This is a genomic window from Pseudomonas parasichuanensis (genome assembly GCF_021601385.1).
In the GTDB taxonomy this organism is placed as follows: Bacteria; Pseudomonadota; Gammaproteobacteria; order Pseudomonadales; family Pseudomonadaceae; genus Aquipseudomonas; species Aquipseudomonas parasichuanensis.
This window is the reverse complement of the sequence record NZ_BQHO01000002.1, coordinates 175502-192876: the sequence shown is the minus strand read 5'-3', so window position 1 is coordinate 192876 and position 17375 is coordinate 175502. Positions and strand designations below refer to the sequence as shown.

Sequence of the window (17375 nt, the reverse complement as noted above, 5' to 3'; positions counted from 1 at the left end):
GAAGGTGGTTACACAGTCATTTGAACCTGATCGTAATGTGCCTGTATTTAAAGGGTTTTCCGGTTTCGTGTTTTTTGGGGATACACCAGGGGATACACGGTGCTCGTTGCTGGGCCGTTTTTGCCCGTTTTTCTCATGCTTGCCGGTGATCGTCCCGGAGCACGCTGCGACGTTATCGCCACCCTGTTTCGGGGTAGTGCCTGGCACCTGTCACGGCAAGATCGCGGTAAGGCCACCGGGTGAACGGATCGTTCACCCCCACCGGGGAATACCAGCGGCCAGGAAGGGGGCGATTTGAAATCGAACCCAGGCCTAACCAGCCGGTTTTGCTCATCGCTACAAGCCCTAGATTCCGGGTATGTAACCTGGCGTCCCGTTTCGGCGTATCAGGCGTGACGCTCCATGCGGTGCCGCTGGCAATTACGGGGAATCCCGTAATTACAGCCCCATTTGCCTGATGATCCTGCGCGGTTCCATTCCATTGCGAAGCGCTCGGCTGGCGTCCATGGTCATCTGGTCCAGCGCCTTGCTCTCGAATGCCTCGGCCATGGCGGCGGCCTTTCTGACGATCAGTAGCGCCAGCTCAGGCGGGAAGGTGATCGGCTCCGGGTCGGGTAGGTAGTCGCAGTCGATAACGGACATGGTGCGGCCCTCGATGTGGTGGCGCCTGATTATCTGATAACTACCCAGCATCCGGGTAGTTTGCCCACGGCTACCGGCCACCTGTCCCGGCCTGCTGTCAGGGTTTTAAATTTTCGCGCAGTCTGTCCGTCTATGTAGGTAACGCTGCTGGCGTTAGCTCGCCAAAGCGGGGCGAGACTACCAATATCAATCGAGACTGCCGGAATTGGTAATTTCGGCGCTCAGGGCTTCCCTGATTTGCCTGCGGGGTTTCCCCATGCAAGCCTGCTGGTTTTCCGCATCCTTGGCCGCTGGTTTGCCCCAGGCTGATATCAGGGGTACATCACTTTGGTCGCCCCCTTCACAGGCCCGGCATGTCAGGTTTTGTCAGGTTCTGAACCGCCCGATTTCTCTTGACGAGCACACTTGGAAATTCTTGACGGTTTCCGCTCCCACAGGTCAATCGGATACAGCGCCAGACCTTGCACAGCAAGGCTTACAGCCAATCCTGCTCAAGCGCCAGCGGCTGAATCCGTCAAGGCCCTGTCAAGGATTCCGTCAAGGCCTGTCAAGAATTTCGCCGCCCCTGGCCATTCTGGACGAGTAGACGCCGGTCGATGGTGGACAGCCTCCCGCGCATCAGGAAATTCACCGCTCCTACGGCATTCCACCTGCTGGTGCTGGCGCTGATCCGTCCAAAGCTGTCCAAAATCCGTCAGGGGTCTGTCAGGGGTATGAGACGGCCACGGCCTCGACTTTGACGGCTTCCCGCATAGGCCGGGCTTCTGACGCCCACCCGGTGCTGGTTCCGTCTCATGCCTGTCTCACATTCCGTCAAAGCGTGGTCAAAGTGGCAGGCACTCGGCGCCGTGTGGATTCCTACACAGTGTGTCGCTTTCGACACGGTGGAACCTGAGAAAACCTGAGATCGGATCGGCTGGCGCTGGGCAGCGAGCATTGTGGTTTTCATGTGGTCGTTCATGGGGTTGTTTTCGCAAAGCGGCATGTTGCCAGGAGAAAACACTGCAATACCGTGGAAACCACAGTGGAAACCTCCACCTGGAAACCATAACTTTTGATAACAGGCAGGTCGCCCAGGTTCGCACGGAAGGTTCGCGCTATGGGGTTGCGAACATGTGTGCGAACCACCGGTGCGAACTGGCGCAGCGCCAGCGCCAGAATGCGTACTAACAGTGCGTACCTGGCTGCGCACCGTCGCAGGGTTGCGCACTCCGACTGCGTGACGATCGTGCGTGAAGCGCTGCGCGAACCAGGCCAGGGCACTGCCTGCTGGAGCTGCTCATTTCGTGGATACCAGGGTGGATACCGAGTGATCTGTTCCGCGCCAGCGCCCCGCCAGACGTTGACAAATGTTGACATCGGAGCGGCCCAGCACCGCCCGCCGGGCTCCCGCCCTGTTAGCAAATGTTAGTGCCTGGCCGGGGTGGGCCTAACTCCCCTCAGCATGTGCCCCGTGCCACGAAACGGCGCCTTTTGGGTATATGGCTATACGGCCAAACAGGGTGGCAAAAAGTACTGAAACGATCCTGCTCATCATGAGCCATTTTGCGTAAGCCATCAGCATCGCTATTACTTAGCCATCTGCCGGGGAGGCGCGAAACATGCAACCAAGATTCGTTATCGTTCCTGCCGTGCCAATCGAGGGTGAATCCTTCCGTATTGGCAATCGTCTTTACGTCGCCACCACTTCGGGCGGCTTTGATATCTACGACAACCAGGAAAAGGAAAGACTGAGGCGCGGCTTTGCTAACCGTTCAGAGGCGGCGGCTGCATGTGATGAGATGAACGCCGAATCACGCAATCCAGAGGCACGATTACCCTAGATGCGAAGAGACTGAGGCGCCACGAAACGGCGCCCCTCAGTTTCGTGGCGCGGCCTACCCGATCAGGTTGAAAACAATGGCCTCGCTCTCGGCCATGTCGTCGCGCTCACTGGCGATCAGGTAGCGGAACACCGCCAGCGCTTCGGCCTTGTCTCGGGGTCGTATCTGCGCCAGCAGGCCGAACACAAACCAATCCCGCGCCGTGGCTTCGGGCGGTCCGTCGCTGGCGTCACGGTCTGCGGCGTTGCGAAGGCGGTAAAGCTGATCCCAATACCCCAGTTCGTACAGGCAATCGGCCAGCGTGTGAGGCAGCAGCTCAGGGTGGGCGTTGAACCGGGCAGCCACCTGGCCCTTGTCGAAGTCACCGAATTGGCCGGTAGCCTCCAATCCGCTCAGCGCTTCGATGCAGAACGTTTCCGCCTCAGTGTCGGCCAGCAAGGCGTCACCGAATCGAGCGGCGCCCTCTAGCCTCAGTCTGTGCTGCTCAATGGCCCGAGTAGCCAGCGCCTCCAAGTCAGCGAAGCCAAACGACGATATGGCGGCGAACGGGTGGCCGGGGTTGGTGGACACTATGTGATCGCGGTAGCGCTTCTCCAGCACGTCGAGCGGTGTCCTGATCTTCTTGGCGCCCTCCATTGCCCGGTCAATTAGCGCAGCCTGGCCGGTGCCGATGATCGAGCGCAGCCACAGCACCGCATCCACCTCCTTGTCACCAGTGACCACCTCCTGCGGCGGCAGCTCGGGCACGCTCGGCAGCGTCTCAGCGCTGGCGCTGATCGGTGGCAGGGTGAACAGGGCGCGGTGCTGCTCGTTATCCCGGAACGCCCCCGAGCGCGATACCAAGGTCTTCACCGTTCCCAGCGGCAAGCCGGTAATCTCGGCCACCTCTCGGAGCGAGTGACGGCGGCGCAGGTCCAGCACCAGGCGGCGCTGATCGTCTGAAACCCGGTGTCTCATCTTTTCGGCTGAATCAGCCTGTTTCAGCATGACCATGGCTTACACCACCCTCAGAGTGGGTGGCAGCTTCGGCCCGAACGGCGCACCAGGTGCGAACGGGTCAGGCAGTACGCCATCGGGGCATTCCCTGATGAAGTCCGCCATGGCCGCGTGGCAGGCGTTGAACAGCGGCGCATCATTCCAGTCTTGCCCCCGGCGCTCTGCGCTGTCCTCCAGCGCATGAGTAAACACCAAATCTCCCAGACTGACGGCGCCATCTTGCCTGGCCTGCTCGCGCTCCACGTTGTTCACGCTCAGCAGGTCGCACAGAAGGTCGAACCCCAGGGCAGGGGCCAGACCGTCACGGTCGAACAGCACTGACCGCCCGAACCCGGCTAGCGCGGCCTTGGCCTTGCTCCACTCATCCTCTCGGTGCGCCGTTGCCATCTGATCCAGATCGGCAATGGCCTGGCGGGTGAACGGCAGGAACGCTTTCAGCTTGCCCGCCTGGCGGCGCATGGCACGTCGCTCAGAGTGGACCGTATCGAGGTTGCGGCTGATGTTGCGGCAGATGCGCCGGGTGGTGATGAGTTGCGTGCTGGCGCTGATACCGGGCTTTGAAGCGATATCGCACAGGCGCATGGTCGGAGTGGGCGTCATGGGTTGGCCTCCATGGGCGTGTTGTCGTAGGTGGTGCGCAGCTCGGCACCAATCGGGCAATAGCGGCCACCAGGCGCATAGCAGCCCCGGCAGGTCATGACATGGCTGATGTATTGGTCGCGGGCCTGGCGCCATTCAGGGGTGGCATTGGCAGCGTTGGTGTACGGGCTGGGCGGCAATGGCGCAGGCTCGACCAGCACCAGGCGTGGACGATTCGGGGCGCGTTTCGCCATGGGTGGTTTGCCAGCGCCAGCAACGTTCGGCGGCATGTGATTGAGCAGGTCGGAAAGGAGGCTCATGGCGTCACCTCACCCGGATTTCCGTAATGCCCAAATGTGTCTGTGAAAAAAAATCGGGGGAACGGGGGAACGCGGGGAACACCCAGTGTTTCCGGGGCTTCCAGAGGGGGTATGTGTTCCCCACGCAAAAAACGGGGGAACAGTGATAACCAAACGAAAGGAGCACCACAGGCGCTTATATTCAAAAACATGTTTGTGTTCCCCCTGTTCCCCAACACTTCAATAAGGGGGAACGGCTACAGGCCGCGTATTTGCTGGCTGTTCCCCCGTTCCCCCTGTTCCCCACGTTTTTAGGTTCCTGTGAATTCGGGCATTGGCGCTTTGGCTTCGGGGTTTGGTTCATGGCGTCACCATGCCCTGATAGCTGCTAATCAAATGTTCCTGTGAATTCAAAAAGTGTGGGAACAGTGGGAACAGTGGGAACAACCCAGTAAATACGCGGCCTCCAGCGGTGTTTTTCTGTTCCCAGTTTGTTCCCACCCCGTTTTTTGTGGGAACTGTGATAACCAAACAAGGCAGACTGGCCGCGCCCTTATATTGGAAAGCGATTGTGTGTTCCCACTTGTTCCCACTCTTTTTATTAGGTGGGAACGGCTGGAAGCCCCGGATTTCAAGGCTGTTCCCACTGTTCCCACTGTTCCCACCGAATCTAGGTTCCTGTGAATATGGGCAATCTCGGCTAGTGGCGTTGGTGGTCATACAGCACCACCTTCACTGTCCAGGGCTTCGGGGTCGATCACATACAGCCAAGGTGAACCGCCACCCGGTACGCGGTACTTCTTGGCGTGCCGCTTCCGATCCGCTCCACGCTCAGCAATCGCGCTGGCGCCATCCAGCGCTTTCACGATGCGGCTCAGCCCGTACCCATGCGCTGCCTCGATCAATGCCGACTTGTTGAACAGGTACAGTTGCTTGCCGCCTGAGACTTTCCAGTACCCGGCCCGGTTGAACACCTTGGCGTCAGGCGTCTGGTCATTCACGTCCGAAAACCGGCTACTGCCGTGCTTGTCGATGAAATCGAGGATGCCCGCCAGTATCTGGCGATCCTCGGCATTGCCACCGCCCACCCGGCTCAGCCATTCGCCATACAGCAACTGGCAATCGGCCAGAGCGCTACCCGGCGTCCAGGGCAGCAAGTCATAGGCAATGGCCATTTCCCCCGCCAGCGCGATCACTGCGAAGCGATCCGCCACCCGTCCGGCTTGGGCGTTGTCTTCAACAAACTGGGCGCGGATACCGGCGAAGTCTTCTAGCAGGCCGGGGCGGTCGTCGCTGGCCAGCAGCTTCTCCACGAATGCCGGGCCGATGTGCCCGTGGTTCGCTCCCGCAGCCACGGTGAGCTGGCGGTGGAAGTCGGCTCCCTCCAGGCCGTGCAATTCGTCGAAGGCGCGGTGTGTACGCGTACCGGCGTTCACGTCCACCATGCGCAGCTCAGCGCCAGCGTGGGCGGCGTTGCCGCTGATGGCCGCGTGTTCAGACAGGGAACGCTCACCGCTGGAGAGTGCCAGCAAGCGCCAGCTCAGTTTGCCGCGTGCCTCCCGGTCACGGGTCATGGTGCCCTTGCCCTGGCCGTTGGCGAGCGAATAGGCCATTTCCTGTACGCGCTTGGGGTCAGCCCGTTTGATTTCGTCCAGGGGCAGCATGGTGTCGTTGCGGCTCGATGCCTCGATTTCCAGACCGCCCTTGGTCATATCCCACGATGCGGCGAATATGCCGGGGTCGCCCCATACGGATGAGCCGATCAATTGCGCCAGTGACTTGCCGCTGGAGCTGTCGCCCACCAGGTGAACACCGCCACCCAGCACGCCCACCAGGCTCAGCAGCGGGCCAGCCAAGGCGCAACCAATGGCCAGGGTCAGTACCGGGTTCCCCTCGCACTTCGCCGCTACCTCGGCCTTCCAGCCGTCCAGGCTCCCGCGCACGCTGAATAGGTTTTGCCCTTTGCCGCTGGCCTGATAGCGCACCTTGTCACTGCCGATGGTGCGCCCAGGCAGCACGAAGGCGCCCGACTCATGCCAGCCGGGGCGGCAGGTGGTGGCGAACACTTCGGCGGGGCGCTGGTCCAGCAGGTACTCCATGAACTGGCCGCGCTTCTTGAGCGCGATAATCACGCCCATGCCAAACAGTGTCCGCCTGGCGTCTTCACCGCTCCCGCCGAACACCTCCATGGGAATGATCCAGTCCTTGGGGCCGCTGTCGGTGAGCAGGCGCAGATACCGGCCTTCGCTGCCATCGTCGCTATTGGTGGTGCGTGCCACCACCGTCACGGGCGTGGCGATCCATTCATCAGTGATGGGGCGGTCGGTCTTATCGTCGTCGCTGTCATCATCAGCGGCGCTGCGCTTGAACCCGTGCCAGTACACGCCGGGCTTGAGCCTGCGGCCTTTCTCATTCGTTACCCAGTGCTCGTACACGCCCCAGCAGGGGCGATCTGGCTCGACCATGGGCGCCTCTGGGCGCAGGTTGATAACGTTGTTCTCAGGCGGGCGCATGGTGGCACCTCCAGGCGGCTAGGTCGTTGAAGTCGGAAAGGGTCAGCGGCGCATCGGCGGGCCACTCGGGGAAGGTCACAAGGCCACCACACGCGGCAGCGGCGTCATGGGCAGCGGTGCGCCCCGGATTACCCTTGCCCTCGGCTTCGGTCTGGCGGTCGTCGTCGCCCGCGACGATGATTTCGGTGTCGGGGTAGTCGGCCCGTAGCGCCAGCGCCACCGGTTTCAGGTTCCCGGCATTCATCGCGCAGGCGACCGTGTAGCCGCTTTCGTGAAGCGTGGCTCCCGTGGCCCAGCCTTCGCAGATACACAGCGGCCTGCCCGGCGTGATGCGCCCCAGCGGCGAGTAGGCGCCATTGATCCGCCCGCCATACAGAAAGCGCTTGTCACCGTCCGGGGCGATCCGTTGCAGGTTGACCAGCACGCTCCCGGCATACAGCGGCACCAGCAGATCGTCACCACGCTGGCGTAGGCCGTGGGCACGAATGCCCTTGGCGGCCAGGTAAGGGTGGGCCGGGTCAGCACGGCGAGCGTCACGCCACCAGCGTTGAGCCTGGCCAGCCGCTTTGAGCTGGCGCCGTTGCCGTTCGGCTTCGCGCTGGCGCCGGGCCTGCTCGATGCGCTGGCGCACCTGCTCAGATTCGCGGGCGTCTACCGGCTCACGGCTACACCAGGTGCTGGTGCCGCCCGTCTTCCAGCTCCCGAACGCACCCGAGGCGATGCCATCGGAAAATAGGCAGTACCAGCCATTGAGCGTGCCGGGCTTGTCGCCGGGGACGTGGAAGCGGTGAATGTCGCCATCGTCCAAGGGCAGCCAGTCGAGCGGCCCATAGGCCGACTGGAGCACGTCACGGAAAAGGATCGTCGCGTCGGTCATGCGGCCCCCAGCGGCGGCGTGAAGCGCTTGGCCAGCCGTTCCAGTTGATTGGTAAGACGCTCCAGCTCGGAGCAGTGACGGCCAGCGTCACGCTCGGCAATGCGCAGTTCCAGGAAGCCCGCCAGCATTTCCACTAGCAGCGCATAGCTGGCGCTGTCGATATGAGCGCCAGCAGCAGGCGGCCCCCCGGCCCCCTTGCGCCGAATCGGCGTGACCTTACTCATGGCCACCCCCTTGGCGATCAGCACCAGCGAAGGCCCGGCAGACCTGGCCATTGTTCACCGCGTGCCAGTAGGTCAGATCGTCCAGCGATTCGACGAGGCAGGCCGTCACTACGGCCTCAGCACTACGCAAAACTACACGCCCACACTCGGCATCGGCCTGGCTCAAGAACGGCCCCAGCAAGGCCCGCTCGGCCTTCGGGTGGCTCAAGTAAAACAGCTCGGTGGCTTTCTTCGGGCAAGCCGATCCGGTCAGCGCTTGCGCACTGTTTTGAAGTTTCATCGATTTATCCTTGGGCTATGGACTTACGCCGGGATGCCTAAGTCAGTTGCAAGATCGTGAACGTCGCGATGGGCCATGCGAGCAATAATGTTGATCGCAGACTGAATGCCAGCTTCGCCACGATCATCAATCTGGGCAGGCGGCACAGCGTCCCCAGGGGCGCCCTTGTGCCCGCCGTTGTTGAGCAGTACCTCGGCCAGAATGCCAATCGCATCTAGCGATTCCAGGGCGAGCTTGGCGATCAGTTGGTGATTTAGCTGGTTGGTTTTCGACTTGGTGCTCACAGCTCACCCCCTTGCTCGGCAATTACGCTGTCCAGCATTTCGGCCCAGGCCATGGCAGTGTGCTGCGCCAGCACAGCGGTGACGCGGGCGACGATGATTGGCGTAGCCGGTGAGGCGATCACAGCGAGCGCCATGCTCAGCAGAACTAGCACGCCTTGTACGTCGCGCAGGTCGTCTTGGGTGTCGTCAGGCATGTGGATAGGGGGAGTCATACAAGCGCTCCATCAGTTACGGCTTTGAAACGCTCCACGAGCGCGGCGCCTGGACGCGGTTGACGTTGACATTCCACAAGCGTGGACTGGACCTTACCCGACATGCGCAAGGCGTCTTCCAGGCCAGCCAAAGAGTCGCGGCAGCGCCCCCGAATGCTGATCGAAGCGCATGGGAAATCGGCTTTCACCATGGCGGCAATACCTGCCGCAAGGCTGCGCCCGACCACCGGGGGAAAGTGGAGCGCTTGCTGGCCGGGGATCGTGACCACGACTTGGGATTGGATGTAGCCCTGTACGGCCTCGGAGGTCTGCTGAATGTGAGTCACTGGGCACCGCCTTGCGCGTCCAGGGCGCGGGCTTTTGCCATGGCGGCGTTGTAGCGCTTGAGACGAACACTCAGCGAGCTATCAGCGTGAAGGGCAGCGATGGCCATTGCGCGGTGGGCAGCGGCGCGGATTTTGGACGGATTGAGGGCGTGTTTCATTGGTGTAGCTCCCAAGTCTTGAGAGCCACCGCGATCTGCCGCCAAGCAGGAAAGGGTGGCGAGTTGCACAGGATTGGCGGACCGGAGACTTAGGAACCCGGCGCACACGAAGGTGCTCCTGCGCAACCCGCCATAACACAGAAACGCGGGCACAAAAAAAGCGCCTGCATTCGGAATGGGGGCGCTGTTGCGCCATAAGTCAATCGACCCGCCAAGGTCGGTCGCTGAATTTGCAGCGACGGACGCAATGTATCCCCGTACATTTTGGAATGCAACCCCCTGTTTCAGATTGGACAACGGCAGCGCTGGGTGGATGGCGGGCGTCATGCGGCAATCCTCCGCTGGTGCTTGTCCTGCAATTTACGGACGTAGGCCAGCAGGTTGGTCTTGCGCTCGGCATAGGTCATACCCGCGCAGATCAGCCCCGAGTCGCGCAGTTCGGCCAGGGTGACAATCTCCAGCTCGGCAGCGCTCAACTGGTCACGGTCCCGACCTGCAAAGGAACCGGTGACAACCTGATTGATGAGCCGAGATTCGTTGATGAAGTGGTGCCGCTGGGGTGTTTTGCCTTGGGCTTCGCAGTTGAGCGCGATGGCGTCACACACGGCCTTGTGGCCGATGGCGGCCTCACGCCGGGCGTTGGTCCAGGACTTCATGTCACCGCGCAGCAGGGCGTCTACCTGCTCATCGCACCAAACAGCGAAGTCCACCGAAAGCCACCGGGCGAAGGCTACGGCCAGCTTCGGGTGAAGCCAGGTGCCTTGGTTTTTACCGCCGCGCTTGGTCATCGACCAGGCGTTACCAGATGATCCGGTAACGGTGCGACGGTTGAGTGCTTCCAGGTATTCGATGGTCGAGGGGAGGCTAAGCCAATCGTTTGGCCGCTTGCCGAAACGGTCGGCAATCTCGGTTGCATGAAGCCAGCCGTCACCGTTGAACCGCACGGCCTGGCCTTCGTAGTCGAGTGGAACGATACGAGCGCTCATGCGGCCACCTTCTGGCGTTTTGCCGCACGGTTGAACATCAGCGCCAGCACCTTGTCCGCGTGCTCATGCGAGCTTTCCAGCAGGCGGTAACGGGTACAGTCGCAGGGTTCGCCCCAGTTGTTGGGCGACTTCTCGGGGATGTGCTCGAACACCAGGCCGTAACTGCTCTCCAGCACGGGAATGGTCGAGTTCAGGCAGGTGTCACCGACCCAGCGCGGCGCCTCGAAGCGATTGAGGGTGCCGAAGTGGCGGACGTACACCAGGACGCGGGCGATCTTGGTTGGGGCAGTCTCCAGCAGTTGGGCGGGGCTGGCGCTGGTGGTAATATCGCCTTGCGACTGGCTGCGTTTCTCTTCGGGGATCGTGGCCTTTTTCATTTTAGGCCACCTCGCGCAATGCGATGCGCTGGCGCACCCAGGCAATAACCTCAGCCAAAACGAACCCCACAGGCGAGCCACGCGACTTGCTGTTGCTCAGCGATACCGGGCGGGGGAAAGTCGGATCATCCTTGAGGCGCTTGTAGACGGTGGCGCGGGCCAGGCCGGTGATGGCCTCGACCTCTGGGAAGCGGATGATGGTGTTGGCAGGGTCGAACTGGTGTGTAGTGGCAGCGCCGAATTGGTATGCGGTGGCTGCTTCGATTGGGCGAATGTTGCTCATGTCTGTATCCCGTTGTTGATGGCGACGGGGTTCAGATTTGCAGAAAGGATCGGGTGACCAGCAACCTTTCAAGGTGGGCATCAGGTGGGCATATAGACTGTCATGATAGGTGCCCACATCACCATCCTTTCAGGTGGGCACCACAGCTACAGGTGGCGGATTTACTGGCGTTTTCAGGTGGGTGCCTTCCTATTCTTGCGCCCACCATTCCTTAGATTCGCTGGACGAAGAATGAGATTCACAGCTTCAGCCATGTTGGCGCCAGCCCCCCTTTCTCGAAGGTATTTAATAACAGCCTCCCGTGTTGGCGCAGTGTTCGGATCATCATCATCATAGGTTGACCACATCTGTTTGATCGCATCGTCCACGAACTCCAGGCCCTCAGAGGTGTGGCCGTAGTAAGGAAGCGAGAGCGGCTGAGGTGGAGGATCGGCGACTTCGGGTGGTTGCGGGTGGGGCGCTGGCATTACGGCTGCGATTGACCTAGTAGGTCTGGAGATCTGCACACGTTCAGTAGTGATCCATCCCACCAGCGATGCGCGGGTGATGATGGTCTCTGATAAGCAAATATCTGCATCCCTATCAGTAGGTTTGATGGTTCTGATTGTCTTCTCGGCATTACCGTTAAAGTCGTAGTCAATGAAAACGGCCTTACATGCTACGGGACTAATCAAACCCTGACGGATGGCCGACAGAATGCCAAGAGCATTGCCGTGCGCTCTTTTCCATCGAGGCAGACGGCGGTGTTTAGCTTCTTCGAGAGAGGCGGTATCGAACGGATCAATGGACGCCATCAAAAGGGCCGCTTGCTCCACCGTGAACTCCATCACCTGCTTCCAATGACTCAGATCGGGCAAGTCATCTTCGTATTCCATTCTCACGCCCTCCCAGGCGCTCCCAATCTTGAATAGATCGGTTGGCCAAGCGGATGGGAAGCCCGCTTTTCGCTCCGTCGAGCTAGGCCAGCCGAAAACCGTTGCCTGCTCGAATACTGGCTATCCGAACAGTGATGGCATTCAGTCTATATCTGTCTATGCGGACAATGGAAGGCCCGCATCAGGCCCTCTTGATCGACACGACATTGCCTTTGACCAGGGTGTCTTGGTGGTCGGCATACCATTGCATCATGGTCGTGCGCTGGGTCAGGTACTGGGCCTTGTTGTAGATACCGGCCACGCCTTCCTTGACGTGCGATAGCTGCGCCTCGATGTGGTTTTCGTCGAAGCCGTGCTCATTGAGGATCGTCGAGGCGATGTGCCTGAATCCGTGGCCGGTCTGCCTGCCCTCGTAACCCAGGCGGCGCAGGGCCATCAGGAACACGGTGTTGCTGCGGGGCTTGGTGGTATCACTGCGCCCAGGGAACAGCAGGGGATAGGCCCCAGTGAGTTTGCGCAGGTCGATCAGCAATTCCACGGCCTGGCGGGGCAGGGGGACTAGATGTTCGCGGCGGCGCTTCATCCGTTCGGCGGGGATCGTCCACAGTGCTTTATCTAGGTCGAACTCATCCCACCGGGCCTCTCGTATCTCAGATGGTCGGCAGGCGAGCATGGCTAGTAGGTGTAGGCCGATCCGAACGTCTATGGCGCTGGGATAAGCGCGGATGGCCCGTAGCAGTGGTGGCAGTTCATCCACAGGGACGTGGGCGTAATTCTCAGACGGCTTGGTCTGGAGAAACTTGTGAAGGCCTTCCAGTGGGTTATGGGTGGCGCGGCCAGTGACGCGGGCCAGGTCGTAAATCTCCTGGCAGCGGGCGCGTATTCGGCTGGTCTGCTCGATGATGCCCTTTTGCTCCATGCCGCGTAGGAAGTCCATCCACTCCATCGGCAGTATCTCGGTGTAGACACGCTTGCCGAACACAGGGAAGACGTGAAGCTCCAGCGAGCCGATGGTTCGGGTGGCTGTTCCATCCGTCCAGCTTTTGCGCTTGGTGGCGTACCACTCCCGCGCCAGATGCTCGAACGTATTGTTCGCGGCCTCCAGTTCGGCGGCCTTCCTGGCTCGCTTGGTGGCGAGTGGGTTCCCGCCCTTGGCGGCGTCGTCTCGCAGGATCGCCGCTTTCTGCCTGGCCTGTGATCCGGTTAGCTGGTGATCGCCCGTGCCATAGCCGCCCAGGCCAAGCCACGACCATTTGCCGTCCGGTTTCTTGTAGCGCAGTTGCCACGACTTGCTGCCGTCTGGGCGCACGCGCAGATACAAGGCGTTGCCGTCCAGCTCGCGGTACTCCTTCGCTTCTGGCTCAAGGGTGGCTATCACGGTGTCGGCCAAAGGGCGGCGCTTGATTTCGCTGCGCTTCATTTCCTTGTATCCCCCAGTTTCAATTATTTCTCAGGGTACACGAGGGGATACACGGCGGGAAGATATAGGGGGAGATAAGGAGATACAGTCAGAAACAAGAAAGCCCACACAGGGCGGGCTTCTTGAGGTGTTTCGTAGACTGCTTGAGGCAGGTCGAAACAGGTGTTTGGTGGCTACACAGGGACTTGAACCCCGGACCCCAGCATTATGAATGCTATGCTCTAACCAACTGAGCTATGTAGCCAACTTGGCGCGCATTATTAGCTCGAATCGCAATCCTGTCAACAACGTTTTTAAAAAAAATTGCCAACCTTTCAAAAACTTAGCCGGGAAGCTCGCTTCAACGGACGATCAGCCCTTGCCCAAGCACGTTGTACAGGCGCAGATGCTGGTCGCTGGCAAGGCGCTCCAGGCTCTGGGCCGGGTGATCGAGGTCGAAACTGCCACTGACGCGTCGATGACCGGCCTCTTCATTCAGTAGCCACACACGTTGCCCCTGATAGGCCGCCAGGCGTTCCAGTACCTCGGCCAGGGGCCTTTGGCTGGCCTGCAAACGGCCACTGCGCCAGGCGTCGGCTGTTTTGCTGTCGATCTTTTCCACGGCATTGATGTGGTTGCCGTTGAAAGTCACCCGCTCCCCGGCACTGACCATACGCTGGTCGCCACCCTGCAGGACGGCGGCCTTGCCACTCAATACCAGCAGTTCATCGTGGTCGCTGTAGCGGGCAATCTGCAGGCGGGTGCCGAAGACCTGGATGCGTGCGTCGTCCACCTGCACTTCCATGGCCCGGCCATCGAGCATCACTTCCAGGTAGACCTGGCCCTGCACCAGGTGCAGTTGCCGGGTGCGGCCGCGCAAATCGACGTTCATGGCGCTGGCGCTGTCCAGATGCAACGTCGAGCCATCGGCCAGGCGCATGCTGCGCCGTTCGCCGCTGGCTGTGTGCAGTTCGCTGGCCAGGCGCTGCATCTGCGGCCAGTAGAGCCATGCCAGTGTTGCCAGCAACGCCAGGAACAGCAGCGCCAGGTAAATCCCGCCGCGGCTGCGGCGGGCCTTGGCAACCCGCGGCCGTGGCCGGGCAGCCGGCACCTGCAGTTGCTGCCAATAGGCTTCGAGCTGGGCATAGGCCCGGGCGTTGAGTGGGTCCTGGCACCAGCTGGCGAAGGCCTGACGCAGCGCTTCGTCACAGCCAGGCTGGCGCAGGCGTGAGAACCAGTCCAACGCTTCCTGCTCGGGGTCGGGCTGTGGCTGCAAGGCGGGCATCGGGCTCATGGGATGGTTCTACTCGCAAGGGCAGGGCGGTTTTGCCCAGCGTTTACGGGAGGTGAGGCCTGAGGATGCTAAATATATTGAGAACCATTTACAAGTACGTTGCATCTGGAAGCACGCCCGGAAAAATAAAAAGGTAGCTTCGTATCTATTTGTTTCACGATAATCGGATCCCAACCTGTGCACGGAAATCCAGCCCATGGCCACCAGCAGCACCCAGACCGCCAGCGCCATCAGCACGGCCAGCCAGGCCAACCCGCTGGTGATGCGCATCATCACCTTCTGCGCCCTGGCACACCTGATCAACGACCTTATCCAGTCGGTGCTGCCGGCGATCTACCCGATGCTCAAGGCCAACTACAACCTGAGCTTCGCCCAGATTGGCCTGATCACCCTGACCTTCCAGGTCACCGCCTCGCTGCTGCAACCCTGGGTAGGCTTTTTCACTGACAAGCGCCCAACGCCAAACCTGTTGCCCCTGGGCACCCTGTGCACCCTGGTGGGCATCGTCATGCTGGCGTTCGTCGGCAGCTTCCCGATGATCCTGCTGGCCTCGGCGCTGGTGGGTATCGGCTCGTCGACCTTCCACCCCGAGACCTCGCGCATCGCCCGGCTGGCCTCGGGCGGGCGCTTCGGCCTGGCGCAATCGACCTTCCAGGTCGGTGGCAATGCCGGTTCCGCGCTCGGCCCACTGCTGGCGGCGGCCATCGTCATCCCGTTCGGCCAGAGCCACGTGGCCTGGTTCGGCGTGGCCGGGCTGCTGTTCTTCGCCGTCACCCTGATGCTGCGCCGTTGGTACAAGGAGCACCTCAACCAGGCCAAGGCGCGCAAGGCAGTGCAGGCCACGCACGGCATCTCGCGCCAGCGGGTGTTCATGGCGCTGCTGGTGCTGGGCCTGCTGGTGTTCTCCAAGTACTTCTACATGGCCAGCTTCACCAGCTACTTCACGTTCTACCTGATCGAGAAGTTCCAGCTGTCGGTGGCCAGCTCCCAGCTGCACCTGTTCCTGTTCCTCGGCGCGGTGGCTGCCGGCACCTTCTTTGGCGGGCCGATCGGCGACCGCATTGGGCGCAAGGCGGTGATCTGGTTCTCGATCCTGGGCGTGGCGCCGTTCACCCTGGCGCTGCCCTATGCCGACCTGTTCTGGACCACCGTGCTCAGCGTGGTGATCGGCTTCATCCTCGCCTCGGCGTTCTCGGCCATCGTGGTGTATGCCCAGGAGCTGGTGCCGGGCAACGTGGGGATGATTGCCGGGATCTTCTTCGGGCTGATGTTCGGCTTTGGCGGGATTGGCGCGGCGTTGCTGGGGTATGTGGCCGACCTGCGTGGGATCGAGTATGTGTACCGGGTATGCTCGTACCTGCCGTTGTTCGGGTTGTTGGCGGTGTTCCTGCCATCCACCGGTAAACGCTGAGTCTGTCGGGGCTGCAGCGCAGCCCCGGCGTTGACGACTTCAGCCACCTTGGCCTAGAGTGCCGCCTTCTTTCATTTACCTGCGTAGTTCCCGTGATGCGCCGTACCGATGTCTTCCACTCTCCCCGCCGGCCTGTCGCCCCGACAGTGCGCCGCGCGTGGCCGAGCGACACGGTGCTCAAGCGTCGGCGCAGCGTGCTGTTTGCCTTCACCTTCTCGCCACACCTTGCCCTGAACTGATTCGCGCCCCTGCGTTGCATGCCTTCCCGGCGTGACGGCGGGCGTTTGCGTCCGATCATCTTTCAGTGGATTCAACTGCCGGCCAGGGCCAGAGCCCCTGCGCGCCGGCGGCAAGGAGTGGTACATGAACATGCGTTTGTTGGCGGGCCTGTTGTTCGCCGTGTCGGTGGTCGGTTTCAGCCTTGGGGCGAGCCTGCCGCTGGTGTCGTTGCGCCTGCACGAGGCTGGGGCGGGAACCCTGGAAATCGGCATCATCTCGGCGATCCCCGCCGCCGGCATGATGCTCTCGGCGTTCATGGTCGACGCCTGCTGCAAGCACCTGACCCGGCGCACCATCTACCTGCTCAGCTTCAGCCTGTGCACCCTGAGCATCGCCCTGCTGGAGTGGGCCTTCGACTCGATGCTGTGGCTGGCCCTGCTGCGCCTGGGCCTGGGCATCGGTATGGGCATCGCGATCATCCTCGGCGAATCCTGGGTCAACGAGCTGTGCCCGGACCACAACCGCGGCAAGATCATGGCCCTGTACGCCACCAGCTTCACCGGCTTCCAGGTGCTGGGGCCGGCGCTGCTGGCACTGCTCGGCGCTGACAGCCCTTGGCTCACCTACATCGTCACCGCCTGCTACGGCCTGGCCCTGCTGTGCATCCTGTTCACCGTGCCCAACGACCATGTCGAACACGAGGAGGATGACAAGAGCTTCGGCCTGGCCGGCTTCTTCCGCGTCGCCCCGGCGCTGTGCGTGGCGGTGCTGTTCTTCTCGTTCTTCGATGCGGTGGTGCTGTCGCTGCTGCCGGTGTACGCCACCAGCCATGGTTTTGCCGTGGGCGTGGCGGCGCTGATGGTGACCGTGGTGTTCGCCGGCGACATGATCTTCCAGCTGCCGCTGGGCTGGCTGGCCGACCGGGTCGAGCGCACCGGGCTGCACCTGGTGTGCGGTCTGGTGGCAATGAGTATCGGCATCGCCTTGCCGTGGCTGCTGCAGATGACCTGGTTGCTGTGGCCGCTGCTGGTGGTGCTGGGCGCGGTGGCGGGGGGCATCTACACCCTGGCGCTGGTGCTGATCGGGCAGCGTTTCAAAGGGCAGGACCTGGTCACGGCCAATGCCAGTGTCGGTTTGCTGTGGGGCGTGGGTAGCCTGGTCGGGCCGCTGGTCAGTGGTGCGGCGATGGATGTGGCACCCCATGGGTTGCCGATGGCGCTGGCACTGATGGCCGGATTGTTCGTGTGCTTTGCCCGCCAGGCGTATCGGCGGGTGGGGCGCTTGCAGACGGCTGTGGACTGAAGCTTCGGCGTTGGTC

21 protein-coding genes and 1 tRNA gene are annotated in these 17375 nt (G+C 61.6%); 3 read left to right on the top strand and 19 right to left on the bottom strand.

What is annotated here, in order from left to right:
* Nucleotides 1-438: 438 nt before the first annotated feature.
* Complete coding sequence (locus L6D77_RS02515) at nt 439-642, bottom strand: hypothetical protein (protein WP_169898427.1); 204 nt, start codon at nt 640-642, stop codon at nt 439-441.
* A gap of 1601 nt (nt 643-2243) precedes the next feature.
* On the opposite strand from L6D77_RS02515, the gene L6D77_RS02510 reads away from it, so the two are divergent.
* Entirely contained in the window at nt 2244-2465 is a 222-nt protein-coding gene (locus L6D77_RS02510) for an Arm DNA-binding domain-containing protein (protein WP_236169961.1), read from the top strand.
* Nucleotides 2466-2519: 54 nt separating this feature from the next.
* On the opposite strand, the gene L6D77_RS02505 is transcribed toward L6D77_RS02510, so the two are convergent.
* The 18 genes from L6D77_RS02505 to L6D77_RS02420 form a co-directional block, all read right to left on the bottom strand.
* Nucleotides 2520-3458, bottom strand: coding sequence for a hypothetical protein (locus L6D77_RS02505; RefSeq protein ID WP_236169960.1), 939 nt, complete (start codon nt 3456-3458; stop codon nt 2520-2522).
* Nucleotides 3459-3461: 3 nt separating this feature from the next.
* Complete coding sequence (locus tag L6D77_RS02500) at nt 3462-4061, bottom strand: hypothetical protein (RefSeq protein WP_236169959.1); 600 nt, start codon at nt 4059-4061, stop codon at nt 3462-3464.
* A complete protein-coding gene (locus L6D77_RS02495) occupies nt 4058-4360 on the bottom strand; it encodes a hypothetical protein (RefSeq protein WP_236169958.1) in 303 nt (100 codons plus the stop codon). The genes L6D77_RS02500 and L6D77_RS02495 overlap by 4 nt, the downstream gene beginning before the upstream one ends.
* A 695-nt stretch (nt 4361-5055) precedes the next feature.
* Nucleotides 5056-6852, bottom strand: a complete 1797-nt coding sequence (locus L6D77_RS02490; RefSeq protein WP_236169957.1) for a DUF927 domain-containing protein — start codon at nt 6850-6852, stop codon at nt 5056-5058.
* Entirely contained in the window at nt 6839-7729 is an 891-nt protein-coding gene (locus L6D77_RS02485) for a toprim domain-containing protein (protein WP_190977239.1), read from the bottom strand. Before L6D77_RS02485 ends, L6D77_RS02490 begins: the two co-directional genes overlap by 14 nt.
* A complete protein-coding gene (locus L6D77_RS02480) occupies nt 7726-7953 on the bottom strand; it encodes a hypothetical protein (RefSeq protein WP_236169956.1) in 228 nt (75 codons plus the stop codon). Before L6D77_RS02480 ends, L6D77_RS02485 begins: the two co-directional genes overlap by 4 nt.
* Complete coding sequence (locus tag L6D77_RS02475) at nt 7946-8233, bottom strand: hypothetical protein (RefSeq protein WP_236169955.1); 288 nt, start codon at nt 8231-8233, stop codon at nt 7946-7948. The genes L6D77_RS02480 and L6D77_RS02475 overlap by 8 nt, the downstream gene beginning before the upstream one ends.
* 23 nt (nt 8234-8256) lie before the next feature.
* Nucleotides 8257-8517, bottom strand: coding sequence for a hypothetical protein (locus L6D77_RS02470; protein ID WP_236169954.1), 261 nt, complete (start codon nt 8515-8517; stop codon nt 8257-8259).
* Entirely contained in the window at nt 8514-8729 is a 216-nt protein-coding gene (locus L6D77_RS02465; protein WP_236169953.1) for a hypothetical protein, read from the bottom strand. The genes L6D77_RS02470 and L6D77_RS02465 overlap by 4 nt, the downstream gene beginning before the upstream one ends.
* Nucleotides 8726-9055, bottom strand: coding sequence for a hypothetical protein (locus L6D77_RS02460; RefSeq protein WP_236169952.1), 330 nt, complete (start codon nt 9053-9055; stop codon nt 8726-8728). The genes L6D77_RS02465 and L6D77_RS02460 overlap by 4 nt, the downstream gene beginning before the upstream one ends.
* The gene (locus L6D77_RS02455; RefSeq protein ID WP_236169951.1) at nt 9052-9213 is read right to left on the bottom strand and encodes a hypothetical protein; all 162 of its coding nucleotides are present in this window, start codon (nt 9211-9213) and stop codon (nt 9052-9054) included. The genes L6D77_RS02460 and L6D77_RS02455 overlap by 4 nt, the downstream gene beginning before the upstream one ends.
* Before the next feature lie 323 nt (nt 9214-9536).
* Complete coding sequence (locus tag L6D77_RS02450; RefSeq protein ID WP_236169950.1) at nt 9537-10199, bottom strand: KilA-N domain-containing protein; 663 nt, start codon at nt 10197-10199, stop codon at nt 9537-9539.
* Nucleotides 10196-10576, bottom strand: coding sequence for a hypothetical protein (locus L6D77_RS02445; protein ID WP_190977233.1), 381 nt, complete (start codon nt 10574-10576; stop codon nt 10196-10198). Before L6D77_RS02445 ends, L6D77_RS02450 begins: the two co-directional genes overlap by 4 nt.
* A 1-nt stretch (nt 10577) precedes the next feature.
* Entirely contained in the window at nt 10578-10859 is a 282-nt protein-coding gene (locus tag L6D77_RS02440) for a helix-turn-helix transcriptional regulator (RefSeq protein WP_236169949.1), read from the bottom strand.
* A gap of 173 nt (nt 10860-11032) precedes the next feature.
* On the bottom strand, nt 11033-11734 hold the full coding sequence (locus L6D77_RS02435; RefSeq protein WP_236169948.1) for a hypothetical protein: 702 nt from the start codon (nt 11732-11734) through the stop codon (nt 11033-11035).
* A 181-nt stretch (nt 11735-11915) separates the two neighbouring features.
* Complete coding sequence (locus L6D77_RS02430; RefSeq protein ID WP_236169947.1) at nt 11916-13154, bottom strand: tyrosine-type recombinase/integrase; 1239 nt, start codon at nt 13152-13154, stop codon at nt 11916-11918.
* 167 nt (nt 13155-13321) lie between these two features.
* Nucleotides 13322-13398: transfer RNA gene (locus L6D77_RS02425), tRNA-Met, on the bottom strand.
* Between the two features lie 96 nt (nt 13399-13494).
* Nucleotides 13495-14427 carry a FecR family protein gene (locus L6D77_RS02420; protein WP_232881990.1) on the bottom strand — a complete coding sequence of 311 codons (933 nt, stop codon included), beginning with the start codon at nt 14425-14427 and terminating at the stop codon, nt 13495-13497.
* A 196-nt stretch (nt 14428-14623) separates the two neighbouring features.
* Between L6D77_RS02420 and L6D77_RS02415 the strand changes: the two genes are divergently transcribed.
* Complete coding sequence (locus L6D77_RS02415; RefSeq protein WP_232881991.1) at nt 14624-15838, top strand: MFS transporter; 1215 nt, start codon at nt 14624-14626, stop codon at nt 15836-15838.
* Between the two features lie 363 nt (nt 15839-16201).
* Nucleotides 16202-17359 (top strand): MFS transporter, encoded by a 1158-nt coding sequence (locus L6D77_RS02410; protein WP_232881992.1) that lies wholly within the window; start codon nt 16202-16204, stop codon nt 17357-17359.
* Nucleotides 17360-17375: the final 16 nt, after the last annotated feature.